This is a genomic window from Chryseobacterium soli, from assembly GCF_000737705.1.
In the GTDB taxonomy this organism is placed as follows: Bacteria; Bacteroidota; Bacteroidia; order Flavobacteriales; family Weeksellaceae; genus Chryseobacterium; species Chryseobacterium soli.
In genome coordinates this window covers 93,191-116,756 of the sequence record NZ_JPRH01000008.1, presented here as the reverse complement: position 1 = coordinate 116,756, position 23,566 = coordinate 93,191, and the positions used below count along the sequence as shown (strand labels likewise).

Genomic DNA, 23,566 nt, shown 5'->3' with positions numbered 1-23,566 from the left:
AATATAACAAAACAAAAACAGTTGTTATCACAATGAAGAGATTTAAAACAACAATCTATTTACAAAAAGGTCAGTGATAAAAGAGAAAGATTGCATTATGCTAAATATCTATTGTATTTATTTATGAAACTAATAAATAAGGATTGTTTTCCTACCTATAGTAGTATGACTTAATTTATAGAACCACAGATTTGCAAATATGAATTTTTAATTTCAACTTATGTGAACTTACTATACATCATTATTTAAACTTAAAAAAACTAAAGTATTTAAAAACTTTTGTGGCTTTGTGATTTAAGATTTTAGAACCACAGATTAGACGGATTTGCACAGATGAATCTTTGACTTTTTATCTTATATGAACTTACTATACACCATCATCTAACTTAAAAATTAAAGTGTTCAAAAACTTTTGTGACTTTGTGGTTTAAGATTTTAGAACCACAGATTAGACGGATTTGCACAGATGAATCTTTGATTTTTCAGCTTATGTGAACTTACTATACATCATTATTTAAACTTAAAAAAAACTAAAGTATTTAAAAACTTTTGTGGCTTTGTGGTTTAAGATTTTAGAACCACAATTAGACGGATTTACACAGATGAATCTTTGATTTTTTATCTTATATAAACTTCTCTGCACACCATCATTTAAACTTAAAAAAAACTAAAGTGTTTAAAAACTAAAGTGTTTAAAATAAAAGTGTAAATGAGTTTACATTATCTGAAATGATTGGCCATTTAAAGAATCTGCCCACTTTCTTTAATACTGTTCATCACGAAGATGCTTTTGGTCTGCCCGATACCTTCAATTTCAGAAAGCTTATTGATAAAGAATTCATGGAATTCATCCATATTCGGAGCCAGTATTTTCAGCATAAAATCAAAATCACCACTGATGTTATAGAATTCTACCACCTCTTTCAGTTTTCCTACCTCTTCTATAAACTTTCCGGCTGTTTTTTTGTTGTGAACGTTCAGGGCGATCATACAGATCACCATCATACCTTTATTCACTTTCTTACGGTCTACTACGGCGGTGTATTCCTTAATGATTCCAAGCTTTTCCATACGTTTTATACGTTCATGCGTTGGAGTAGGGCTTAGGTTGATTCTTGCCGAGATATCCCGCACACTAAGCTTTGCATCTTTCTGTAATAATCGTAAAATAGAAAGGTCTTTCTCGTCCGGAGTGTAATTTTCTGATGCCATTTGTTCTGTTTTTAGATGATTAACTAGTGCTAATAGTGTAATTGTTCTTTATTAATTCACTAATATTCATATTTGTTCCAAATTTAGTATATAATTTTCACATACGTTCTGTTATTGTTAATTTTGCAGGAAATTTGAATCATATGGAAGCACGGAAGAATTTAATCTTAATAATTGCATCAGTTGGAACTTTTGTAGAGGCGTTGGATATTGCTATTATTAACCTTACCATTCCTGCTATTCAGAAGCAGTTCAATATTGGGGCAGAAACTGTACAGTGGCTGCAAACGTTGTATGTACTATTTTTTGGAGGTTTTTTAATCATTGGCGGGAAGCTTTCAGACCAGATCGGCCGAAAAAAAGTATTTCTTATAGGGGGACTTATTTTTATGCTGACTTCCTTAGGAGCCGGATTATCACATAATTTTGAGGTGTTAGCAATCTTCCGTGCTTTGCAGGGATTGGGAGCGGCATTCATCATGCCCTCGGCTTTATCGATTGTAACCAATACATTCAAAGCTGAACAGGAGCGTAACCGCGCGATAGGAATTTTCAGTTCCTTTGCGGCTATTGGTTCAGGAAGCGGATTGTCTATTGGTGGGATTATCAGTACCTATCTCAGCTGGCATTGGGTATTTCTCATCAATGTTCCTATTCTTCTGATAACCCTTGTATGTGCTTACAAGTATCTGCCTGCAGATGAGAAAAATAGTGAAACACAAAAGACAGATATTATATCCGGGCTGCTGCTTGTGTTAGGACTTTTAAGTTTAACATATGGTGCTCATGAACTGATTCATATCCAGGAACAGCCATTTCTGATTATTGGATCACTGGTTCTTTCAGTAGTCTTTTTATTAGCAGTTTTCTACCGTTTACGATCCGTAGATAACCCTTTGATCGATCTACAGGTATTCAAACACCGGTCGTTAAGGATTTCAAATATGGCTTTCATTGCATTAGGGGCATTTTTTATTGGATTTTTGTTCCTGATTTCCCTGATGTTGCAGAAAGATATGGACCACAGTGCTGCTTCGGCGGGCTTAATGCTGGTTCCATTCAGTATTGTCTCTGCGTTGGTGGCGAAATTTATCCTGCCTCATGTTTCCAAGAGGTTCAATTCATCACAAATGGGAATTTTAGGATGGATGTTTATGCTTGCCGGAGCTTTGTTTTTACTAATTTCCGTATATATTGGCCATCCACTTACAGTAGTGTTGTTGGGAGCGGCCTGTATTTCAGGAATAGGGATGACCTTTTGTTTTACAGCACTTTCAGTAATGGGAATCCAGGATGTGGATCCTTCAGACTACGGAGTGGCTTCAAGTTTAAGTTCTACCAGCTATTTTCTGGGAGCAGGAATAGGATTGTCTTTCATGACCTTGATGAGCCAGATATTTCCGTCAGAATATGCCGTAAGCGGTCTTAGTCTGATCATTCTTATCGGCTATGCGCTGTCAGCAATCGGCCTATTGTTTTACTTTATCATGAAGAGTTTAAAAAGTAAAAAAGCTGAAATGGCAGTTTCCTAAAGATAGCTTTGAAATAAAATAAATAAAGAAGAACCGGTTAAAATAAGCCGGTTCTTTTTATTTTTGCATCATGAAAATACAAATCATCAGCGATCTGCATCAGGAGTTTGGAAGTACCGAGCTTTCTTTTGATCATGCAGATGTTGTTGTATTGGCTGGTGATGTGAATCTGGGAACGAAAGGAATTGAATGGATCAAAAATAAAATTCCCCATAAACCGGTGCTCTATGTGTTGGGAAATCATGAATATTATAAAGGTTCCTATCCGAAAACATTACACAAAATAAAAGAAGCAGCAAAAGAGTCAAAAATCTTTGTACTTGAAAACGATTTCGTAGATATTGACGGAATACGGTTTCATGGAGCAACTCTATGGACAGATTTTTCAATTTTTGGAAATCCTCTGGAATACGGAATGCTCTGTCAACCTAAAATGAATGATTACAAAATGATCAGACGCGATCCTTCCTATTCAAAAATGAGGACCATCGATACTTTTAAGATCCATCAGTTCTCTAAAATATGGTTAAAAGAAAGCCTTGAAAACTCAGCAGAACTTAAAAATATCGTTATTACCCATCATGCGCCCAGTATTCAATCGGTTCCGGAACATTATAAAGAAGATCCGCTTACGGCTGCCTATGCTTCCAATCTTGAAGACATGATCCGGGAATATCAGCCATTGTACTGGATTCATGGGCATATTCATACCCCTTGCAGGTATACCATTGGCGACACTGAAGTGATTTGTAATCCTCATGGCTATATTGATGAAAAATACAATGGCTATGAAAAGGAATTGATTGTTGAAATAAGATAAGTGATCCCAATCTGAATTTAGATAATTGCAGACCATGTACTGATTTTGCTTACAATTTCACACACGCAATCAAAAAGAATGATTTATGCTTTCAATGGAAACATTAAGATTCAAGGTGTTTTATTCATTATTTTCGCATCCAATACCTAGCAATGTCCAAAAAAACGAAACAAGTCCCCTCAGAATTTATCTCAGTATTTACCTTTGAAGAATTGCTGGAGCAGGTAGAATTTGATTTAAGAATAAAAGAATTCGTGGTGATGACCATCGATAAAGCGAATTATGCAGTAAAGCTGAATGTTCCCTATCGATCCGATTATTTCTGCATATTTTTGGTTGAGGAAGGCAATATCCGGTTCAGACTTGACGAAAAAGGCTATGATGTGGAAAAAGGAGATGTGGTCTTCTGTCCGATTGCGGAAACGTTTTGGGTAGAGCGTATTTCGGATGATTATGTCGCAAAATATATCTTCTTTTCGGTGGATTTTATTTCCGATGCAGGTTTTAATTATAAATCCAATGATGTCCTGAAAAGTCTTTCTTCGGATCCTACTCATATCATCAGGAAAGACCCTGATATCTTCAGAAAGCTTAGTTTTCATCTTGACGAATTAAAGACCCTGAACAATACCGAAAGGGATGATTATTATTTCAATGAAATGATCTGGCATCACTTTTCGCTGGTTATTTATGAGATTGACAATTACTTTAAAAAAATAGAAAAACCTCATCAGGTAACCTACCGTGAAGATGAAATTACCACCAGTTTTTTCATCTTGGTCCGTGAGCATTTTAAAGAACAGCATAACGTTCAGTTTTATGCAGACAAGCTGTGTATCAGCCGGAAATACCTTACAAAAGTGATCAATAAGACGATGTATAAATCTCCACGGGATATTATTCATCAGGTGCTGGCGGTAGAAGCAAGACTGCTGCTTAAAAACTCAACTACCAATGTGGGAGAGGCTGCAGCACAGCTTAAATTTCCAGATCAGGCATCCTTTAGCAAGTTCTTTAAAAAACACACCGGAAAATCACCGTTGATGTATAAAAAAGATGACCTTTATTAATGATAAGAATTATGAGATTGGCTAAGTTGTCTTTTTGCTAAATTATAATCAGTATCTTCATGTGGATGATGAAATACAATGATCTCTATATTCTGATAAAGCTAAAATATGATATTTCTCATATTTTAAAAAATAAGGAGTCTTTTTGACAAAATAAGGAGTTTTTTGAATATTTCTCTTGAATTTTTTTAGGGCGAATTTTGCCCCGTAAAATTTAAAGGAATATTGTTATGCAGAGATTTTTTATTCAAAAATCACCGATACTTTTCCTCGCGCTTATCGTATTGGTGGGATGCAGGAAAAATAATCAAAACCAGTCTTATCAGCAGCAGGCACCGGAACTTCCGGTAGAAACCGTACAGCAGGGAGACGCCTCTGTTTCCAGGGAATATGCCGCTTCTGTTGAAGGAGTTTCCAACGTAGAAATCAGACCTCAGGTCACCGGATATTTATCGAAAATTTTTGTAGATGAAGGCGATTACGTGAGAGCCGGGCAGCCATTGTTTAAAATTGAAGATCAGATCTTCCGGGAGCAGCTTAAAAGTGCTCAGGCTGCCTTAATTTCAGCACAGGCTAATCTTTCCACCTCTAAAATCGATGTAGACCGCAAAAAAGAACTTTTCAAAAATAAAATGGTTTCGGATATCCAGGTGAAGGAGGCTGAAGCAGCCTATAATGCGGCAAGAGGTGCCGTAAGCCAGTCGCTATCTTCTATTGAGTCGGCAAAAATTAATCTTAATTTTTCTACTATTAAAGCTCCGGTAAGCGGATACATCGGAAGGTTCAACTACCGTTTGGGAAGTTTACTGACGCCGGGAAATCAGGATGCTATTACGATGTTGTCGGATATTCATCAGGTGTATACTTATTTCAGCCTGAGTGAAAATGATTTTAACAATTTTCAAAAACAGTATAAAGGAAGCAGTATTGAAGAAATTATAAAAAATACACCAGCCGTTTCTTTATTACTTTCAGGAGGTGAAAAATATGCGGAAACAGGGAAAATTGATGCCGTTGAAGGACAGTTCAATAAAACCACAGGTTCCATTACGCTCAGAGCAAAGTTCAACAATCCCAACAACCTGTTAAGAAGCGGAAATACCGGGAAGATCGTACTGGACCAGTTGTACAGCAATGTGATCCTTCTTCCTATCGCTTCTACCCGAATTATTCAGGATAAAACCTTTGTATTCACCATCAAGGAAGGAAAAGCTGCCCAGCTTCCTATCGAGGTAAGCGGAAAAGCGGGCGACCATTTTATTGTATCAAAAGGGCTTAAGGCTGGAGATCAGTATATCGTTACCGGTTTCGACAGACTACAGCCGGGAACTCCTGTTGTAGCGCAGAAGAAAAATGGCCAACCCAAAAAATCGTAAGAATTAAGAAAAAATTATGCTAAAGAAAATTATAAAAAGGCCGGTATTGGCAACAGTTATTTCAGTACTGTTGGTCATTCTCGGAATTGTCGGTATGCTCAATCTGCCGATTACCAAATTTCCGGATATTGCGCCGCCTACCGTGATGGTAACGGCTGCTTACCCCGGAGCCAATGCAGAAACGATCGCCAGATCAGTGGCGCCACCTCTGGAAAATGCCATCAATGGAGTAGAAAATATGGACTACATTACCTCAACGGCAAGTAATGATGGGACATTGAGTATTACAGTGATTTTTAAATTGGGAACAGATCCCGATCAGGCCGCTATCAACGTACAGAACAGAGTCGCACAGGTAACCAACCAGCTTCCTGCGGAAGTAGTACAGGCGGGAATTACAACCCTGAAGAGACAGAACAGTATGATCGCTATGATCTCACTGACCAGTAAAGACGGTACTATGGATGATCTTTTCCTGGAAAACTATGCTAAAATCAATATCGTTCCTGAACTGAAAAGAGTAAAAGGAGTGGGAGATGCCATGGTCTACGGGAATAAAGATTACTCAATGCGCGTATGGCTGGACCCGAATAAACTGACTTCTTATAACCTGACACCTTCAGATGTGTCGCGTGCGATCCAGTCCCAGAACCTGGAAGCAGCACCCGGCCGTTTCGGGGAAAGAAGTAAAGAATCCATGGAGTATGTTCTTCGCTATAAAGGGAAATTTACAGAGCCGCAGCAATATGAAAATATTACGATAAAAGCCTTAAGTGACGGTTCCGTATTGAAATTAAAAGATGTTGCAAAAGTAGAGTTTGGAGCGTACAGTTATACCGTTTCTTCGAATTTTAACAAAAAAGCTTCTGTAACGATGGCGATGTTCCAGATGGCGGGATCCAATGCAAATGAAGTTCAGATCGCGCTTCAGGAAAGAATGAAAGAACTTGAAAAATCTTTTCCGGAAGGAATGGCTTATGAAATTCCGTATGCGACCAAAGAAGCGCTGGATCAGTCCATAGAGCAGGTAATTCATACCCTGATTGAGGCCTTTATCTTAGTGTTTATTGTTGTCTATATTTTCCTTCAGGATTTCCGTTCTACCCTGATTCCGGCTATTGCAGTTCCGGTGTCTATTGTAGGTACATTCTTCTTTATGAATGTATTCGGATTCTCGATCAATATTCTGACGCTTTTCGCCTTAGTGCTGGCGATTGGTATTGTGGTAGATGACGCCATTGTTGTGGTAGAAGCGGTTCATGCTAAAATGGAACATAAAAAGCTGAATGCAAGAGCGGCTACGATGTCGGCAATGAGCGAAATCACAGGAGCGATTGTTTCCATTACCCTGATTATGTCTGCGGTATTCGTTCCGGTAGCATTTATGAGTGGTTCAACAGGACTTTTCTACCAGCAGTTTGCACTGACATTAGCCATTGCGATTGTTATTTCTGCTGTGAATGCCTTAACATTGAGCCCGGCTTTATGTGCCTTATTCCTGAAACAGCAGCATCACGGAGGTTCCCAAGAGAATATGAATTTCAAAGACCGTTTCTTTGCGGGCTTTAATGCAAGCTTTAATAAACTGACCTTCCGTTACGGAAAAGCAGTATTGTTTCTGTTGAAAAGAAAATGGGTCGCATTGGTATTGATTGTAGCTTTCGGAGGATTGTTTGTCTGGATGTCTATGACCACTCCAAAAGGATTTATTCCTGACGAAGACCAAAGTTTCATCATTGTGACCGCTAATCTTGCTCCCGGAGCTTCAAAAGACAGAACCTCAAAAGTTGTTTCAGATACGGAAGATCTTCTGCTTAAAAATCCTGCAGTCGATAAAGTAATTTCGGTGGATGGACTGAACCTTTTCAGTGGATCGATGTCTTCTTCTGCAGCATCTATTTTCGTTAAATTAAAAAAAGGCGGTGAAAGAGGGAAGGTTAATAATATCAATGATATCATCGGGCAAACCCAGGGAATGCTCTCTCAGGATAAAAGGGCGAATTTCCTCGTGATCAATACACCAACGGTAGACGGCTTTGGAAATACCAGCGGTATGGAACTTGTTCTGCAGGACCGTACCAACGGCGAGCTTCAGAATTTGGGAAATATCTCATATGGAATGATGGGTGCTTTGATGCAGCGTCCTGAAGTAGCCGTAGCATTTACTACGTTTGATGTAACCTATCCTCAGTTTGAAGTTCTTGTAGATGAGGTAAAAGCAGCACAGCTGGGAGTGAATGTTTCCGATGTGCTCGGCGTAATGCAGGGATATTACGGAAGTATCCAGTCTTCAGATTTCAACAGATTCGGGAAATATTACAGAGTATTGGTGCAGGCTACCCCGGAATCAAGACAGGATAAAGAATCACTGAACGGAATTTTCGTTAAAAACAATGCCAATGAAATGGTTCCGGTAAACACGCTGGTTACCCTGAAACAAGTGACAGGAGCAGAGGTGGTAGACCGTTTCAACCTGTTTAACTCTTCCAACCTTACCGTGATGCCGGCACCGGGATTTAGTACGGGACAGGCGATGGCAGCGATTGAAGAAGTCAGCAAGCAGGTGCTTCCTCCGGGATATACCTATGATTATAAAGGGATGAGTAGGGAAGAAGCAGGCTCCAGTTCACAGTCGGTGATGATTTTCGGATTGTGTATCGTGTTTGTATTTTTCCTTTTATCAGCGCAGTATGAAAGTTATGTTCTTCCGTTTGCCGTACTTATCGCAATTCCGGTTGGTTTGTCAGGGGTGTTTGTCGGGATTACGCTGGCAGATCTGTCCAATAATATTTATGTGCAGATTGCGTTGGTCATGTTGATCGGGCTATTGGCCAAGAACGGTATTCTTATCGTGGAATTTGCGATCCAGCGTCGCAGGGCAGGAAAAAGTCTTATCGCTTCTGCGGTAGAAGGGGCAAAAGCGCGTCTACGTCCTATTCTGATGACTTCCCTGGCATTTATTACCGGACTGATTCCTTTGATATTTGTGGTGGGACCTTCAGCAATGGGGAATCTTTCGATCGGATATGCTGCTATTTCAGGAATGCTTTTCGGAACTGTTTTAGGAATTTTCATCGTTCCGGTTCTTTTTGTCGTATTCCAGGCACTGCATGAAAAAATTAACGGGAAAGTTGTTACAGAAGCCGATTGGGAGTATTAATTCAAATGATTTTTAACAATGAATTCAATTAAAAATATAGCATATATAACATTAATTTCAGGAGCTGCAGTTTCCTGTAAGGTCCAGAAATATGGGCGTCCGGAGGTGAAAATGCCGGAAGCTTTTAGAAGTGACACCGTCAAGGCAGGAGAACAGGAAGAGAATATTGCCGAGATCAGCTACAAAGATTTTTTTAAAGATCCGGTACTGGTCGCATTGATTGATAAAGCTGTTCTTCAGAATAATGATCTTTTGGTGGCTTTAAAACAAATCGAATACGCTTCTTTAGCCTACAACCAAAGCAAGTGGGCAAATGTTCCAACCATAAGCGCTACGATTGGAAATGCCAGCCTTAGCCGCCCTTCAGACAACAGTATGAACGGGATGATGGCCGGTCAATTTATGGGAAAAAAGTATACCGAAGATTACAGCAGTGCTGTGAATATTTCCTGGGAAGCTGATATTTGGGGTAAAATTAAAGGTCGTAAAGAACAGGCATTAGTGGAATATCTTAAAACCCAGGAAGCTGCGAAAGCCGTAAAAACCGGACTGGTAGCTTCAGTAGTACAGGGATATTATAACCTGCTGATGCTGGATACCCAGCTGGAAATCACGAAATCCAACCTTATCTACGCTGAAAGTACATTAAAGTTTTTAACAAAACAGCAGGAAGTGGGATTGACAACTGCCTTAGCCGTACAGCAGCAGGAAATTGTAAAAGACCAGATTTTAAAAACCATTCCGGCAATTGAAAGTTCCATTGCGGTACAGGAAAATGCTTTGAGTCTTTTGACAGGTTCGATGCCTGACGTGATTGAAAGAAAGGCAGGACTGAACCATGTTGAATCACCTGCTGCGGTTGCAGCGGGAGTTCCTTCAGAATTATTGAGCTACAGACCGGATGTGAAAAGTGCCGAACTGGAAGTGAGAAAAAGTGCAGCGGCTATTCATGTGGCTAAAATGAGCATGTATCCGTCACTGAATATTACCGGACAAGGCGGATTGAATGCTTTTCAGGCCAGTAAATGGTTCAGTGTTCCCGGTTCTCTGTTTGGAATGATCGCCGGAACGATTGCGCAGCCTATTTTGAATGGAAAACAGCTGAAAACCCAGTATGAGCAATCGAAAGTACTGGCAGATCAGGCGGAGATTAATTTTAAGCAGTCTGTGTTGAAAGCGGTAGGTGAGGTTTCCGATGCGCTGGTGCAGATTCAGAAGCTTGAAGAGCAGCAGAAAATTGCTGAAGGATTGGCCGTGAAATCGGGTGAAGCTGTGAAGAAAGCAGATATTTTATTTAAATATAATGCAGCGACCTATGTGGAAGTGATCATTGCACAGACCAATAAGCTGCAGGCTGAATTGGATCTAGCTTCACTGAAAGCCCAACGCCTAAACGCAATAACCGCTCTTTACCGCTCGGTAGGAGGCGGTTGGCAATAAAGTAAAATAAAACCTGTTGCGTCTATAGATACAGCAGGTTTTTAAAACATATACTATGAATGCAAATATACAAGAGGGTATCATACTTATTCCGGATCTTAATGGATTTACCGAATTTGTATTCAATACAAAACTATATACAGGAGAATATATTGTCAGACAGCTCCTTTCCACACTTATCGATATGAATAACCAGTATTTTGAGATCTCAGAAATCGAAGGAGATGCGATCTTATTTTACCGGTACGAAAAAAATCCGTCCTACCGGAATATTTCTAACATGCTGTGTAAGATGCAGGATGCCTTTACCCTTAAAATCAAAGAACTCAATGAGATCTTAAGCACGACTATTGATCTTTCGTTGAAATTTATTGTTCATTACGGAAAATTCTCACAATATACGATTGGACGCTTTAAAAAGTTATACGGTAAAACTATCGTAGAAGCGCATCAGCTCCTTAAAAATGAATTTGCCGAGCAGCCCTCCTATGTATTGTTCAGTCATTCATTTTTAGAGAACAGCAGAAATTATGAAAATGAATGTATGGCTGATACACGCTCCATTCCGGAAGTAGGAGTGATCCATTATTTTGAAAAAGTAGAACAGCATATTTAATTTTTTCCTTGTCAATTGCTATGCGGTGCCCGAAGAAATTCGGGTATTTTTTTTATGACCAGGAAAGGTTGACAAGATATTCTTGATAATAATATCATTTGATACTATCAAATTTTGAAAATATTCTATATTATTTTTGTTTTCATTTTAAACCTGTAAGGTTTAGGGATTCTGCGCAAATCCAATTTTGGTGTATCGAATAAAAGAGAAAGGGATATGTAGAAGTTTCCACAATCGAATAATCATAACCATTGCGTAGTAGAAATAACAAAAGAGCACAATTCGTTGTGCTCTTTTGCTGTAATGATTCTAAATTTTAAATTATTTCAAAGTAAACTTTATTTTTGTTTTAATCGCATCCGAAGAATTTCCGATCTGTGCTTCAAAATCACCCGGTTCTGCAACCCAGTCGTGTTTATCAGCGTCAAAATAGCTTAAGGCTGTTTTGTCGATGGTGAAAGTGACTTCCTTCTGTTCTCCCGGATTCAAAAATACTTTTTCAAAACCCTTCAGTTCCTTTGCAGGACGTGGAACGGAAGATTTCAGGTCGCTGATATACAGCTGTGCTACTTCGGCACCTGCTTTTTTTCCTGTGTTTTTAACGGTAACAGAGAATGTAATGGTATCCTCCGGAGCAATAACCGTTTTATCCGCTTTTGCTTTTCCGAATTCAAAAGTGGTGTAACTCAATCCATGTCCGAAACTAAAAAGTGGTTTGATCTTTTTGGTATCATGCCAACGGTAACCTACAAAAATTCCTTCGTTATAAGTAATATTGATCGGATGCTGCTGGTCTTTTCCTTTTCCTGCTGCAAATTCTTCTTTATTCCCAGGATATTCACCCAATTGATGTGCTGAATTATCTTCAAGCTTTACAGGGAACGTAAAAGGAAGTTTTCCAGATGGGTTGGCATCTCCGGCCAGTACAGAAGCAATAGAGTTTCCAGCCTCAGAACCCAGGTACCAGGACTGAAGAACAGAAGGTACTTCTTTGATCCATGGCATCGCCACGGCATTTCCGGACACAAGAACTACGGCAAGATTTTTATTGGCTTTAGCCAATGCAGCAATTACGTTATCCTGATTGTAAGGAAGTCCATAACTTTTTCTGTCGTTACCTTCGCTATCCTGGAAGTCCGCTTTGTTTAATCCACCTACGAAAACTACAACATCTGATTTTTTAGCCAGTTCTACCGCTTCATTCAATAATTCAGCTTCAGAACGGGTATCTTTTAAATCCTGACCGGATTTCACGCCATTGTATTCACCGCCGATATCTCCTACATATCCTCTTGCATACTGCACATCGGCCTGCTTTCCGAATCTGGCTTTAATTCCATCTAACGGAAGGGTTTCATATTTTACTTTTAAAGAAGAAGATCCACCGCCGACCGTCATGATTTTGATGGCATTTTCTCCGATAACAGCAATTTTCTTGGTGGTAGCAAGATTAATAGGAAGCACATTCCCCTGGTTTTTCAATAAAACAATCGCCTCTTCACCGATTTCTTTGGCGACCGCCTGATGTTCGTCAGAAGCAATATTCCCGAAAGGCTTATTTCGGTTCATCGTTGTTTTATAGGCTAAATTCAGCAGTCTTGTTACTTTATCATCAAGTTCCTTGGTTCCTACTTTTCCGGATTTAATTAAATCCAAATACGGTTTTGCTAAATAATAATTATCGTAAGCGTTTTTGGTTCCGGCAGAAAGTCCGTTGGTCCAGCTTCCGAATTCAAGATCCAATCCGTTGTGGATGGCTTGTTCCGTATTATTTACAGCACCCCAGTCTGAAACAACAACGCCTTTGTATTTCCATTCTCCTTTTAAAATATCGTTCAACAGATATTGATTCTGGCTTGCATACTGATTTTTGTACATATCGTACGCTCCCATAATCGTCCATGAATCTCCTTCCGTAACTGCTGCTTTGAAAGGTGGAAGGTAAATTTCATATAACGTTCTGTCATCAATCGTTACATTGCTTGTATGACGGAACATTTCTTGGTTGTTGAGTGCAAAATGCTTTACAGAAGTTGCAACACCATTCGACTGTACTCCTTTGATGTAGGGAACAACCATTTTTGAGGTCAGATAAGGATCTTCGCCCATATATTCAAAGTTTCTTCCGTTCAGGGGTGTTCTGTAGATATTAACTCCAGGACCTAAAAGGATGTCTTTTTTTCGGTATCGGGCTTCTTCACCTAACGCTTTTCCGTAGTTCCAGGACATCTTTTTGTTCCATGTGGCAGATAATGCCGTCAATGCGGGATAAGCAATAATAGAGTCATTCGTCCAACCTGCCTGGTTCCATTCGTCCCACATTACTTCCGGGCGAACTCCGTGAGGGCCGTCAGTAGTCCAGAATTCAGGAATTCCCAATCTCGGAACTCCAGGAGAACTGAATTTTGACTGAGCGTGAAGCATTGCTACTTTTTCTTCCAGCGTCATTCTGGAAAGGGCATCCTGAACACGCTGTTCTACAGGTTTAGATTCATCTAAATAAACGGGTAGACTGGTACTATTTTGAGCCATATAAGAAACGGAAATAAGAGTGAATAAACTTACAATGGCAGTTTTCTTTAACATAAAAAACCTTTTTATTGATTCGTAACAAAAATAAGCAAAAATATTATTATCTCATATTGAGAAAATAATATTTATCAACAAATGGTTATTTCTAACCAAGTTTTTACCGGAAGAATTGCAGCTTTTATTTAGAAGAAGGAAGCTATTGTTACTTTATTTGTAAGTTTTAATTAGGGATGTGTTTTTTGATTGATTAAAAAGACTTTGGGGTAGTCACGGAAACAGAAAAATAAAAAAAGGGTACACTATAGCAGATATAAGATCGTTTATAATGTACCCAATACTATTCATAATAGAATTACCAGCCTTTTACGGCACCGCCTTTGAAAACTTCTTCGGCTTTTTTCAACACCTCATCAGACTGATAGGCTTTGACAAAGTTTTTAACTTTTTCTGCATTTTTATTATCTTCTCTGGCAACAATCAGATTGACATACGGAGAGTTTTTATCTTCTTTAAAAATCCCGAATTGATTGGCATCCAGTCCGGCCTGTGCTGCAAAATTATTATTGATAATCGCAATAACCACTTCCTTGTCATCCAAAACTCTTGGAAGCTGAGGTGCTTCGATCTCTACAATTTTCAGCTGTTTGGGGTTTTCCACAATATCGGTGACTTTGGGAAGAAGTCCTACATTATCTTTCAGCTTCAGCAATCCGTTTTTCTGTAATAAAAGAAGGGAGCGTCCTCCGTTGGTAGGATCGTTTGGAATCACTACTGTGCTTCCGTTTTGAAGTTCGCTGATGTTTTTAATTTTTTTGGAGTACGCTACAATCGGATATAGAAAAGTATTTCCTACCGCAGCCAGTTTATAACCTCTCTGTTTAGACTGTTCCTCAAGATATAGTTTGTGCTGAAATGCATTGGCATCAATATCTCCGTTATTTAAAGCTTCATTCGGAACCACATAATCATTGAATGAAACAAGTTCCACTTCAAGATTGTATTTTTCCTTTGCCACTTTTTTAGCGGTTTCTGCAATTTCCTGTTCCGGTCCGGAGGTGATTCCTACTTTAATATAATTAGGATCATCTTTTTTTGTTGAATTACACGCATTGAAAGCCAGTAATCCGGCAGCCAGTACACTAAGAATCTTTATTCTTTTCATTATATATTATTTATTTTTAATTACAATTATTTGTTATGTGGTGGTGCGGTACCAGCCTTATTTCTTTATGTTTTATTATCGATGTATGGCTTGAGTCTTTTGTTTTAAACGCCAAGATCGCAAGGTTTTATAATCTCGATCCAGATTATAAAGCGCAAGAAAATCAAAGATTTTCAGGAGTTTTAACCTATCATTTTTTATTAATTGTATCGCAGATACAATTCTTGCGTCTTAAAAACACTCGTATCCTAAAGAAAACTTTCCGCCTTTGCGATACTTTAAAAACTTCGAGACGATCAATATTCCTTTAACAAAGCTATTATCGGTGATCAAAACGCTTTGCCAATCTATCACCTGCAAACTGGATCACAAAGACCAATACTACCAGTAGGCCCAGTACCAGATTCATGATCACTACATCATATCCGATATAGCCATACTGATATCCGATCTGGCCCAATCCGCCGGCACCTACCGCTCCGCCCATTGCAGAATAGCCGACAAGAGTGATAAGGGTAATGCTTGCGTTATTAATCAATGATGGAAGGGCTTCAGGAAGCAGTACTTTTCTGATGATCTGAAATGGTGAAGCGCCTAAAGCTCTTGCCGTTTCAATCAAACCTTGCGGAACTTCAAGAAGGCTGTTTTCTACCAGTCTGGCGATAAAAGGAGCTGCTCCGATACTTAAGGGAACCAAAGCGGCGTTGACACCAATTGATGTTCCCACTAAGCTTCTTGTAAAGGGGATCATCCAGACAATTAATATAATAAATGGAATAGACCGAAAAATATTAACCAAAATAGAGGCAATCCTATGATAAACGATATTTTCCAGCAGTTGTCCTTTTCTCGTTAAAAATAAAAGAATGCCGACAGGAAGCCCCAATACAAATCCGAAAAATCCTGAAACAAAAGTCATATAAACGGTTTCCCAAACTCCCTTTGATAAGAGAGAAATTACTGAATCACTAAGCATATCCTTTTACTGTATTTTGAATGTTATTCTGGTTGAAATAATAGATCGCTTTTTGATTGTCTTCGGTTTCCCCCTGCAGCTGCAAAAGCAATTTTCCGAAATTGGAGTCTCCAAGATATTCTACATCAGCTTTTAATAATTTATAAGGAATTTTGTATTCGTCATAGATCTTTGAAAGCAGTTTTTCAACGCTGATATGTTCGTTAAGTTCGATTTCGATCAATGGAAATAACCCCTCGTGAGGCTCTTTCTGTAATTTTTTGTTGAATTCCTGAGGTATAGTCATGATGCCTGAGTTTATAAATTGTTTGATAATCGGATTTTCCCGGTCCGAAATGATCTCACTGAGTGTTCCTTTGGTGAGTAGTTTTCCTTTGTCTATGACGGCTACGTGCTTGCAGATGGCCTTGATAACATCCATTTCGTGAGTAATCAGTAAAATGGTAATTCCTAATCTCTGATTAATATCCCTGAGCAGCTGTAAGATTGACTGCGTCGTTGCCGGATCCAGCGCACTGGTGGCTTCATCACAAAGCAGAAGATAAGGATCATTGGCCAGCGCTCTTGCAATGGCAACCCTTTGCTTTTGCCCTCCTGAAAGACTTTTAGGATATTCGTTGGCTTTATCTTCAAGTCCTACAATGTTCAGAAGTTCATTAACCTTTTTCTTGATTTCCGTGGAAGGAATATGATCCAGTTCCAGAGGAAGGGCAATATTATCAAAAACGGTTCTGGAAGAGAGCAGATTAAAGTGCTGAAAGATCATTCCTATTTTTTTACGCTCTTTCGCCAGCTGTTTGGAGGTTAATGTTGTGAAATCTTTATTGTTGATAATGATCTGTCCTTCATCTGGCTTTTCCAATAAATTCACCGTGCGGATCAGGGTGCTTTTTCCGGCTCCCGAAAAACCGATGATGCCCACAATGTCTCCCTGCTCAACCTGTAGACTTACGTCGTCCAGAGCTTTAAAAGACTGTTTTTTTTGATGAAATGTTTTGGAAATGTTCTTTATTTCTATCATTATAGATAATTATTTGTACTTTATATAGGTTGATAAGGTCTGTGAGTCTTATTAAGATATCTTATTACTTTTCTGATTTTTACTTTCGACCGTTTTGAAAGCTTGAAATATTTGGTAATATTCGTAAGAAGAACTCCTGTTAATATGACGGATAAGCCATACAGCTGATTTCCGTTGATCGTTTGATTAGCAATAATCCAGCCAGCAATGACTGTTACAATTGGATTAATATAGGTATGGGTACTTACTAAAGCCGCCGGTTTTACCGACAACAGCCATATGTAAGAAAGATAAGCGATAATAGAACCGAAGAAAATCAGGAATAATAATCCCAGCCATGCGGATAATGGAATTGCGGTAACCGAAAAATGATCCCATTCTTTTCTGAAAAAAGCAATGATAAAAGAAGCGATTCCGGCAATGATCAGCTGTTGGGCAATATTCATAAAAGTAGAGTGGCCGGCAGGGTTTTTCTTGGAATATAAAGAACCCAATACCCAGACCACAGAGCTTATTGCCAAAACAATAAATGCGGTAATTCTAAGAGAACTGCTTATCCCTGAATGATGGACATTCGCGTTCACACTTCCTTTCAGAAATAAAATCAATCCGATAAAACCTATGACAAGACCTATGGGAATGAACTTATCTGAAAAATAATATTTCCAGTTTTTCTTATCAATTGCAATGAACCAAAACGGCCCTGTAGCAATGGTAATCGCTGCTTCAGAAGCTGTAATGTACTGTTCTCCCCAAGCGACAAGTCCGGTTCCTCCGGTAAGAATCAGGATTCCCGTGATGCCGTTTTTTCGCCAGTTAACGATTGAATTGGCTTTTTCTCCCTTTGCGGTAAGGTATCCCAACATTAGTATCCCTGCTGCTAAAAATCTGAATCCGGAAAGTATAAAAGGAGGAAATCCCTTTAATCCGAAAGAAATGGCTAAAAATGTAATCCCCCAGATTACATAAATATTGGTGAATGCGACGGGAATCAGCCAGCTATTCTTAGAGTGAGTCATTGCTATGTTTTTAATGTTGTTCATTGAAATAAAAAAGGCCCTACAACGTGGTAAGGCCTTTAAAAATATGTCATATAAAAGTAAGGTCAACCACAGAAGAAGTCATGAAATACAGGCATACAGCAGTCCATCATCATGATGGCGATGGTGTGTTTTTTTGCTGAATTATTTTTCAATGCTGTTTTCATTACTTTATTTCCTGAATACGGTTGCAAATATAAGACATATATTTTTATTAGTCTACTAAAAAAGTAGACTTTGTGTAAAATATTTTTTTACTTAATGATTAATGGGTTGATTATTAACTTTTTAAACTTACTATTTTTTTGTATGATTATGATTAATACTAAGATAATCACAGTGTTATTATCGTGAAACTAACAATGTTTAAATGGGGTTAAAATCTTTCACCTTCAAATTTTTCCTAAAATAAACTTATATTAGAAGCTGCACAAAGCTATACAGAATCAGGTATTTTCAATTGAAGAAGCCCCTTAAAAATAATCCGCAGTTAAAATGATTTTCATGAATAAAATATTCCCTTCCATATTTTTTCTATACGCAGTTCTTATTTCCTGTCAATCGCAGAAAGGGACAAAATTATCAGAAAATAATATATTGAATATCAATCGACTCAATTCCTTAAAAACGATAGATACTGCTGAGTATAGCATCTCAAAACCTAACAAAGGTTGTGTTGAAATAAGTTCAAAACAAAGCCATGATATTTCGACCTATTGTATAAACTATTCCCCAGGCAAGAAAAATAAAACCTATGCTGAAAATAAAGTCTATCTCGCCGATTATATGGGGCTTAAAGGTGAAATTACAGAAAGGAATATCTATGACTCTTCCGGATATCTTATATCTTCTGAAAAATTATTCTCCGAATTGGTTCCTAAAATACATTCTAATTTCCGGCTTCCGATAGAAAAGAGACATAGAAGAAACGGGAAAGATATAGAAACTGAAAAATTTGAATATGCAATTTCTTTTCGTGATGTATTAATTCAGGTAATGAAAATCTATCTAATGGATTTAGACCGCCAAATCCCTAAACTTCCGGACGTGAATTATTATGAAGAAAGATCTGTCTCCTATGAAAATAAGCAATTATTGATCATCCCTAAGGCTGGCCACGCAGCTACAGATGATGTTGCAGAATGTTTGTTAAAGATGAATTTGAAACTGGATATTGATAAGGATTTTGAAGAAAACCAATGGAGAATATATTTTGTTAAAAATAAAATAAACTATAGGGTCTACATCGATGAAAAGACAAGAACAGTTTCCATTGAAGCTCATAGGGAATCCTTTTAAGTGTATAATGTAAAAGAGTTTGATGTTGTAAAAGGATAAATTCCAATAAAAATAAATGTTTTGTTGATTTATTAAACTAGTTAAATGTGCAGGATCTGTAGCCGTTGTAATTTAGCATCAAAATAAAACAACATGCAAAACAGAATATTAGGACTGCACCATATCACGGCAATTGCTGATAATGCAAAAAGAAATTTTGACTTTTATACTCAGGTTTTAGGCCTGCGCTTAGTAAAAAAAACGGTCAATTTTGATGATCCGGGAACCTACCATTTCTACTTTGGAAATGAATATGGAACTCCGGGAACGATCCTTACTTTCTTTCCATGGGAAGGAATTGGGAAGGGAACCAATGGAAGTGGATTGGCTACTCATATCGGTTATTCAGTTCCGAAAGGAAGCTTAGGATTTTGGAAAAATCATTTACAAAAACATAACGTTTCTGCAGAAGAAGGCGAAGTTTTTGGTGAAAAAATGATCTCTTTTAAAGATCCTGACGGATTACAATTGCAGTTTATTGAACCTACGACTGAAGATCACCGTAAAGTATGGACTACAGAAGATATTAAAAGCGAAAATGCTCTAAAAGGATTTCACAATGTAACGCTTACCTTGAAAAAAGCTGATCCTACGATCAAAGTCCTGACTGATATTTTAGGATATGATCTGCAGAAGCAAGAAGGAGAAAGATATCGTTTTGCTACCGATACGATCGATACTGCCAACTTCATAGATATTATTGAAAATAATGCGATTCCTGTTGGAAGAAATGCAGCTGGAACGAATCACCATATTGCTTTTCGTGTAGAAAATGATCAGATTTTAATGGAATACCGTGAAAAAGTAATGGCTGCCGGATTGAGCATTACGCCAAAAATAGACCGGGATTATTTCTATTCACTGTATTTCAGAGAGCCGGGAGGTGTTTTGTTCGAAATTGCCACTGATAATCCTGGATTTACGGTAGATGAACCGCTAGAGGAATTAGGAACCCATTTAAGATTACCTAAACAGCACGAAGGATTGAGAGCGAAAATAGAAGAGGTTTTACCGAAGTTATCATAGGATATTATTCAGGTGTAGCAAAGGTTTTATCTTCGTTTTTAGATTCAGGAACCGAGATTCAAGATGCTGGATTTCAGACACCAGACATCAGACTATTAATCTTAATAAGGACTAGAGAGTCAAGAATAAAGAACAAAGAGTTAAGATCTAAAAACTAAACACCAATAACTATCAACTAACCAACAACTAATAAAAAAATGGAAAGAACAGAAATCATAATGGAAGGCAGAAAAGGAGAAATCCAGCTTTTCTCAGACGATATCAAAGCAGGCAAAATGGATATTTCCATCATCGGAAAAAAACTGACCGTTTATCACACCGAAGTTAATCCCGAATATGAAGGGAAAGGTTTTGCGAAAATATTACTGGAAAGACTGGTTTCCCACGCCAGGGAAAATGACTTGAAAATTGTACCGCTTTGTCCATATGTTCATGCACAATTCAAGCGTCATCCGGAAGAATATAATGATGTTTGGTTTAAGGAAGATTAAAGAACAAAGATGCTAGATTTCAGACATCAGACAATCACTTGATAAAAGACTAGAGCCAAGATCTAAAAACCAAACACTAAACACTAAACACTAAACACTGTCAACCATTAACCAACAACCAATTATGCCACTTATTACAGGACTTCACCACGTTACCGCTGTTACGGGCGATTCACAGGACAATATAGATTTTTATACCGGTATTTTGGGACTTCGTCTCGTTAAAAAAACGGTCAATTTTGAGTATTCGGATGTGTATCATTTCTATTTTGGAGATGAATTCGGAACTCCGGGAACCATTATGACCACATTTCCGTACGGGAAAGGTCTGGTTAACGGAAGACATGGCAAAGGAATGCTGAATACTACCGCTTTTTCAACTGCTTTAAGTGGATTGGATTACTGGCTGGAGCGTCTCGACAGGTTTAATATTCCTTATAAACAGCCTCAGGAAAGGTTTTCGGGGGAAGTATTCATTTACCTTGAAGATTTTGACGGGCTTGGTTTGGAACTGGTTTTTAATGATAAAGATTCCAGAAAAGGGTATAACAATGGAAATATTCCAGGAGAATATGCCATTAAAGGGATTCATCACGTAGAGATCTGGCTGGAATCTTATGAAAGAACGGCGGCGCTTTTGACGACACAGATGGATCATAAGCTGATTAAAGAGACTTCAAACCGGATAAGATTAGGAACAGAAGATCTTCCCGGGAAATATGTAGATCTATTGGCTGCCCCGGGAACGTTGAAAGGTCTTGCCGGTAGAGGAACCGTTCATCATGTTGCCTTTGCAACGCCTGATGCCCAGTCACAGCTGGAAATGATTGAAAAACTTAATGCCTACGGGTTACAGCATACAGAAGTGAAAGACCGTAAATATTTTACATCGGTTTATTTTAAAGAACCCGGAGGTGTTTTATTTGAAATCGCCACTTCGGGCCCCGGATTCGATGTTGATGAAGAGCTGGCATTCTTAGGTGAAGACCTGATGCTTCCAGATCAGTTTGAAGAAAAAAGAGCACATTTGATTGATGTTCTTCCGGTCATTAATTATCCAACAGAAAAATATACATAAAAATGAATCATATTTTAGATATAAAAACCTCAGGAAAACCATTAAATCAGGCGCAGAAAGCATTGATTATGATTCACGGGCGAGGGGGAAGTGCGCAGGATATTTTAAGTTTATCCCGGCATTTGAACGTAGATGATTATGCATTGTTGGCTCCTCAGGCTACGAACGGAACCTGGTATCCCTATTCGTTCATTGTACCGACAGAGCAAAATGAACCCTGGCTGTCTTCCGCTATAGAAAACATTCAGGAAACTGTAAAAACTGTGTTGGATGCAGGGATAAAAGCAGAAAATATATACTTTTTCGGGTTTTCTCAGGGAGCGTGTCTTACCCTGGAATTTTTAGCAAGAAATGCACAGCGGTATGGAGGTGCTGCCGTAATTATCGGAGGCTTGATCGGCGATAAAATTAACCGCGGGAATTATAAAGGTGATTTTGCACAGACCCCCATTTTTATAGGAACCAGCGATCCCGATTTTCATGTTCCCGTTGAAAGAGTATATGCAACAGCTAATATTTTGCGGGAAATGAATGCGGAAGTGACTGAAAAAGTATACGCCAACTTTGGACATTCTATCAATCAGGAAGAAATCGAGCTGGCGAACTCAATCGTTTTTGTAAATTAAGAGTAAAGATATCAGATACCAGACATCAGATATATGATTTGAGAGTTTAGTGTCTGATATCTAAGTACTTTAGCTGCTTTGGAAAAGTGAAAAATTCACTAAACACTATCAACCAAAAAACCATCAACCCAATGAAAAAACTACAATTCCTGGTCATCGGGAAAAATCAGGAAATTCTGGAAACCTTACAACGGATTATAGAGAATAATGAAGGCTGGCAGGCGGAAATTCAAAATGATGAAGCCTTATGTTATCAGTATATTGAAGAAAATCAGGTAGATATTGTCCTCTTGAGTTCCGGTTTGGAAGAAGAATTTGAAAAGGAGATTAAAGTATTTTGCGAAAATTCAGGCAAGGAAATTAAAGTAATCGACCATTATGGTGGTGGAAGTGGACTGTTGAAGAACGAAGTTTACAGTCTTTTTCCTAATTTGCAGCCATAAATTTGTCCTATGTTTGAAAATATCATCAAGAATGTCACCCGTTTTATTGACCTCAGCAGTGAAGAAGAAAAATTTTTCACCGATCTGCTGTCCTGCCAGACTTTTCCCAAGAAAACGGTTTTATTGAGGGAAGGAGAGATCTGCCAGTTTGAAGGATATATCCACAAAGGTTGTGTAAGAGTGTATTACCTTGATGATAATGGTTTTGAAGTGACTATATTATTTGCAATTGAAGACTGGTGGATCAGTGATATTGCATCGTTTCAGGATCAGAAAGCTTCTCATTTATATATTGAAACCATTGAAGATTCTGAGATATTCATGCTGAATCCGCAGACAAAAGAAAAACTCCTTCAGGAAATTCCGAAATTTGAACGCGTTTTCAGGATGCTGGTACAGAGAAATCTGGTTACCCTTCAGAACCGGTTGGTCAATACCATTTCAAAAAGTGCATCAGACCGGTATTTAGAATTCATCAAAGTATATCCTACGATTCCTCAAAGAGTAGCGCAGTATTATATTGCCTCTTATTTAGGAGTTTCAAAAGAGTTTGTAAGCACTATCAGGAAACGGCTGGCCAGTAAATAAGTGCTACCATTACTATTTT

General features: G+C 38.3%; 20 protein-coding genes. 14 read left to right on the top strand and 6 right to left on the bottom strand.

The features are described from left to right. Positions 1-741 precede the first annotated feature (741 nt). Positions 742-1,212: an Lrp/AsnC family transcriptional regulator gene (locus tag IW15_RS16840; RefSeq protein ID WP_034713769.1), complete on the bottom strand. Its 471-nt coding sequence runs from the start codon at positions 1,210-1,212 to the stop codon at positions 742-744. Positions 1,213-1,355: 143 nt separating this feature from the next. On the opposite strand from IW15_RS16840, the gene IW15_RS16835 reads away from it, so the two are divergent. The 7 genes from IW15_RS16835 (at position 1,356) to IW15_RS16805 (ending at position 11,226) form a co-directional block, all read left to right on the top strand. After that, positions 1,356-2,744, top strand: coding sequence for an MFS transporter (locus tag IW15_RS16835; RefSeq protein ID WP_034713767.1), 1,389 nt, complete (start codon positions 1,356-1,358; stop codon positions 2,742-2,744). A 70-nt stretch (positions 2,745-2,814) separates the two neighbouring features. Then, positions 2,815-3,564 (top strand): metallophosphoesterase, encoded by a 750-nt coding sequence (locus tag IW15_RS16830; RefSeq protein WP_034713765.1) that lies wholly within the window; start codon positions 2,815-2,817, stop codon positions 3,562-3,564. Between the two features lie 152 nt (positions 3,565-3,716). After that, complete coding sequence (locus IW15_RS16825) at positions 3,717-4,634, top strand: helix-turn-helix domain-containing protein (RefSeq protein WP_034713764.1); 918 nt, start codon at positions 3,717-3,719, stop codon at positions 4,632-4,634. 230 nt (positions 4,635-4,864) lie between these two features. Beyond that, a complete protein-coding gene (locus IW15_RS16820) occupies positions 4,865-6,010 on the top strand; it encodes an efflux RND transporter periplasmic adaptor subunit (protein ID WP_034713763.1) in 1,146 nt (381 codons plus the stop codon). A 16-nt stretch (positions 6,011-6,026) separates the two neighbouring features. Then, entirely contained in the window at positions 6,027-9,170 is a 3,144-nt protein-coding gene (locus IW15_RS16815) for an efflux RND transporter permease subunit (protein ID WP_034713761.1), read from the top strand. An 18-nt stretch (positions 9,171-9,188) separates the two neighbouring features. Further along, positions 9,189-10,610 (top strand): efflux transporter outer membrane subunit, encoded by a 1,422-nt coding sequence (locus IW15_RS16810; RefSeq protein ID WP_051882137.1) that lies wholly within the window; start codon positions 9,189-9,191, stop codon positions 10,608-10,610. Between the two features lie 55 nt (positions 10,611-10,665). Further along, the gene (locus tag IW15_RS16805; protein WP_034713759.1) at positions 10,666-11,226 is read left to right on the top strand and encodes a DUF2652 domain-containing protein; all 561 of its coding nucleotides are present in this window, start codon (positions 10,666-10,668) and stop codon (positions 11,224-11,226) included. 321 nt (positions 11,227-11,547) lie between these two features. On the opposite strand, the gene IW15_RS16800 is transcribed toward IW15_RS16805, so the two are convergent. The 5 genes from IW15_RS16800 to IW15_RS16780 all read right to left on the bottom strand — a co-directional run bounded on the left by IW15_RS16800 (position 11,548) and on the right by IW15_RS16780 (position 17,936). Beyond that, positions 11,548-13,758 (bottom strand): glycoside hydrolase family 3 C-terminal domain-containing protein, encoded by a 2,211-nt coding sequence (locus IW15_RS16800; RefSeq protein WP_394331250.1) that lies wholly within the window; start codon positions 13,756-13,758, stop codon positions 11,548-11,550. Between the two features lie 352 nt (positions 13,759-14,110). Next, positions 14,111-14,920: a methionine ABC transporter substrate-binding lipoprotein MetQ gene (metQ, locus tag IW15_RS16795; protein ID WP_034713756.1), complete on the bottom strand. Its 810-nt coding sequence runs from the start codon at positions 14,918-14,920 to the stop codon at positions 14,111-14,113. Positions 14,921-15,239: 319 nt separating this feature from the next. Continuing rightward, a complete protein-coding gene (gene metI, locus IW15_RS16790) occupies positions 15,240-15,896 on the bottom strand; it encodes a methionine ABC transporter permease MetI (RefSeq protein WP_034713754.1) in 657 nt (218 codons plus the stop codon). Further along, complete coding sequence (locus tag IW15_RS16785; RefSeq protein ID WP_034713752.1) at positions 15,889-16,917, bottom strand: methionine ABC transporter ATP-binding protein; 1,029 nt, start codon at positions 16,915-16,917, stop codon at positions 15,889-15,891. Before IW15_RS16785 ends, metI begins: the two co-directional genes overlap by 8 nt. A 20-nt stretch (positions 16,918-16,937) precedes the next feature. Continuing rightward, positions 16,938-17,936 carry an EamA family transporter gene (locus IW15_RS16780; RefSeq protein ID WP_165585216.1) on the bottom strand — a complete coding sequence of 333 codons (999 nt, stop codon included), beginning with the start codon at positions 17,934-17,936 and terminating at the stop codon, positions 16,938-16,940. A gap of 525 nt (positions 17,937-18,461) precedes the next feature. On the opposite strand from IW15_RS16780, the gene IW15_RS16775 reads away from it, so the two are divergent. The 7 genes from IW15_RS16775 (at position 18,462) to IW15_RS16745 (ending at position 23,547) form a co-directional block, all read left to right on the top strand. Then, complete coding sequence (locus IW15_RS16775) at positions 18,462-19,256, top strand: hypothetical protein (RefSeq protein ID WP_131368584.1); 795 nt, start codon at positions 18,462-18,464, stop codon at positions 19,254-19,256. Between the two features lie 132 nt (positions 19,257-19,388). Next, a complete protein-coding gene (locus tag IW15_RS16770) occupies positions 19,389-20,321 on the top strand; it encodes a ring-cleaving dioxygenase (RefSeq protein WP_034713749.1) in 933 nt (310 codons plus the stop codon). Positions 20,322-20,518: 197 nt separating this feature from the next. Continuing rightward, complete coding sequence (locus tag IW15_RS16765) at positions 20,519-20,812, top strand: GNAT family N-acetyltransferase (protein WP_034713747.1); 294 nt, start codon at positions 20,519-20,521, stop codon at positions 20,810-20,812. A gap of 124 nt (positions 20,813-20,936) precedes the next feature. Next, positions 20,937-21,890, top strand: coding sequence for a ring-cleaving dioxygenase (locus IW15_RS16760; RefSeq protein WP_034713745.1), 954 nt, complete (start codon positions 20,937-20,939; stop codon positions 21,888-21,890). 2 nt (positions 21,891-21,892) lie between these two features. Further along, positions 21,893-22,516, top strand: coding sequence for an alpha/beta hydrolase (locus IW15_RS16755; RefSeq protein WP_034713744.1), 624 nt, complete (start codon positions 21,893-21,895; stop codon positions 22,514-22,516). A 131-nt stretch (positions 22,517-22,647) separates the two neighbouring features. Beyond that, positions 22,648-22,959 carry a hypothetical protein gene (locus IW15_RS16750; RefSeq protein WP_034714082.1) on the top strand — a complete coding sequence of 104 codons (312 nt, stop codon included), beginning with the start codon at positions 22,648-22,650 and terminating at the stop codon, positions 22,957-22,959. A gap of 9 nt (positions 22,960-22,968) precedes the next feature. Next, complete coding sequence (locus IW15_RS16745) at positions 22,969-23,547, top strand: Crp/Fnr family transcriptional regulator (protein WP_034713742.1); 579 nt, start codon at positions 22,969-22,971, stop codon at positions 23,545-23,547. Positions 23,548-23,566: the final 19 nt, after the last annotated feature.

Bases quoted from the DNA above. Each gene is read 5' to 3' on its own strand.
- IW15_RS16770 (WP_034713749.1), top strand. From the start codon at position 19,389: ATGCAAAACAGAATATTAGGACTGCACCATATCACGGCAATTGCTGAT.
- IW15_RS16835 (WP_034713767.1), top strand. From the start codon at position 1,356: ATGGAAGCACGGAAGAATTTAATCTTAATAATTGCATCAGTTGGAACT.
- metQ (WP_034713756.1), bottom strand. From the start codon at position 14,920: ATGAAAAGAATAAAGATTCTTAGTGTACTGGCTGCCGGATTACTGGCT.
- IW15_RS16815 (WP_034713761.1), top strand. From the start codon at position 6,027: ATGCTAAAGAAAATTATAAAAAGGCCGGTATTGGCAACAGTTATTTCA.
- IW15_RS16785 (WP_034713752.1), bottom strand. From the start codon at position 16,917: ATGATAGAAATAAAGAACATTTCCAAAACATTTCATCAAAAAAAACAG.
- IW15_RS16755 (WP_034713744.1), top strand. From the start codon at position 21,893: ATGAATCATATTTTAGATATAAAAACCTCAGGAAAACCATTAAATCAG.
- IW15_RS16820 (WP_034713763.1), top strand. From the start codon at position 4,865: ATGCAGAGATTTTTTATTCAAAAATCACCGATACTTTTCCTCGCGCTT.
- IW15_RS16810 (WP_051882137.1), top strand. From the start codon at position 9,189: ATGAATTCAATTAAAAATATAGCATATATAACATTAATTTCAGGAGCT.
- IW15_RS16830 (WP_034713765.1), top strand. From the start codon at position 2,815: ATGAAAATACAAATCATCAGCGATCTGCATCAGGAGTTTGGAAGTACC.
- IW15_RS16805 (WP_034713759.1), top strand. From the start codon at position 10,666: ATGAATGCAAATATACAAGAGGGTATCATACTTATTCCGGATCTTAAT.
- IW15_RS16840 (WP_034713769.1), bottom strand. From the start codon at position 1,212: ATGGCATCAGAAAATTACACTCCGGACGAGAAAGACCTTTCTATTTTA.
- IW15_RS16760 (WP_034713745.1), top strand. From the start codon at position 20,937: ATGCCACTTATTACAGGACTTCACCACGTTACCGCTGTTACGGGCGAT.
- IW15_RS16745 (WP_034713742.1), top strand. From the start codon at position 22,969: ATGTTTGAAAATATCATCAAGAATGTCACCCGTTTTATTGACCTCAGC.
- metI (WP_034713754.1), bottom strand. From the start codon at position 15,896: ATGCTTAGTGATTCAGTAATTTCTCTCTTATCAAAGGGAGTTTGGGAA.
- IW15_RS16750 (WP_034714082.1), top strand. From the start codon at position 22,648: ATGAAAAAACTACAATTCCTGGTCATCGGGAAAAATCAGGAAATTCTG.
- IW15_RS16780 (WP_165585216.1), bottom strand. From the start codon at position 17,936: ATGACTCACTCTAAGAATAGCTGGCTGATTCCCGTCGCATTCACCAAT.
- IW15_RS16775 (WP_131368584.1), top strand. From the start codon at position 18,462: ATGAATAAAATATTCCCTTCCATATTTTTTCTATACGCAGTTCTTATT.
- IW15_RS16765 (WP_034713747.1), top strand. From the start codon at position 20,519: ATGGAAAGAACAGAAATCATAATGGAAGGCAGAAAAGGAGAAATCCAG.
- IW15_RS16825 (WP_034713764.1), top strand. From the start codon at position 3,717: ATGTCCAAAAAAACGAAACAAGTCCCCTCAGAATTTATCTCAGTATTT.
- IW15_RS16800 (WP_394331250.1), bottom strand. From the start codon at position 13,758: ATGGCTCAAAATAGTACCAGTCTACCCGTTTATTTAGATGAATCTAAA.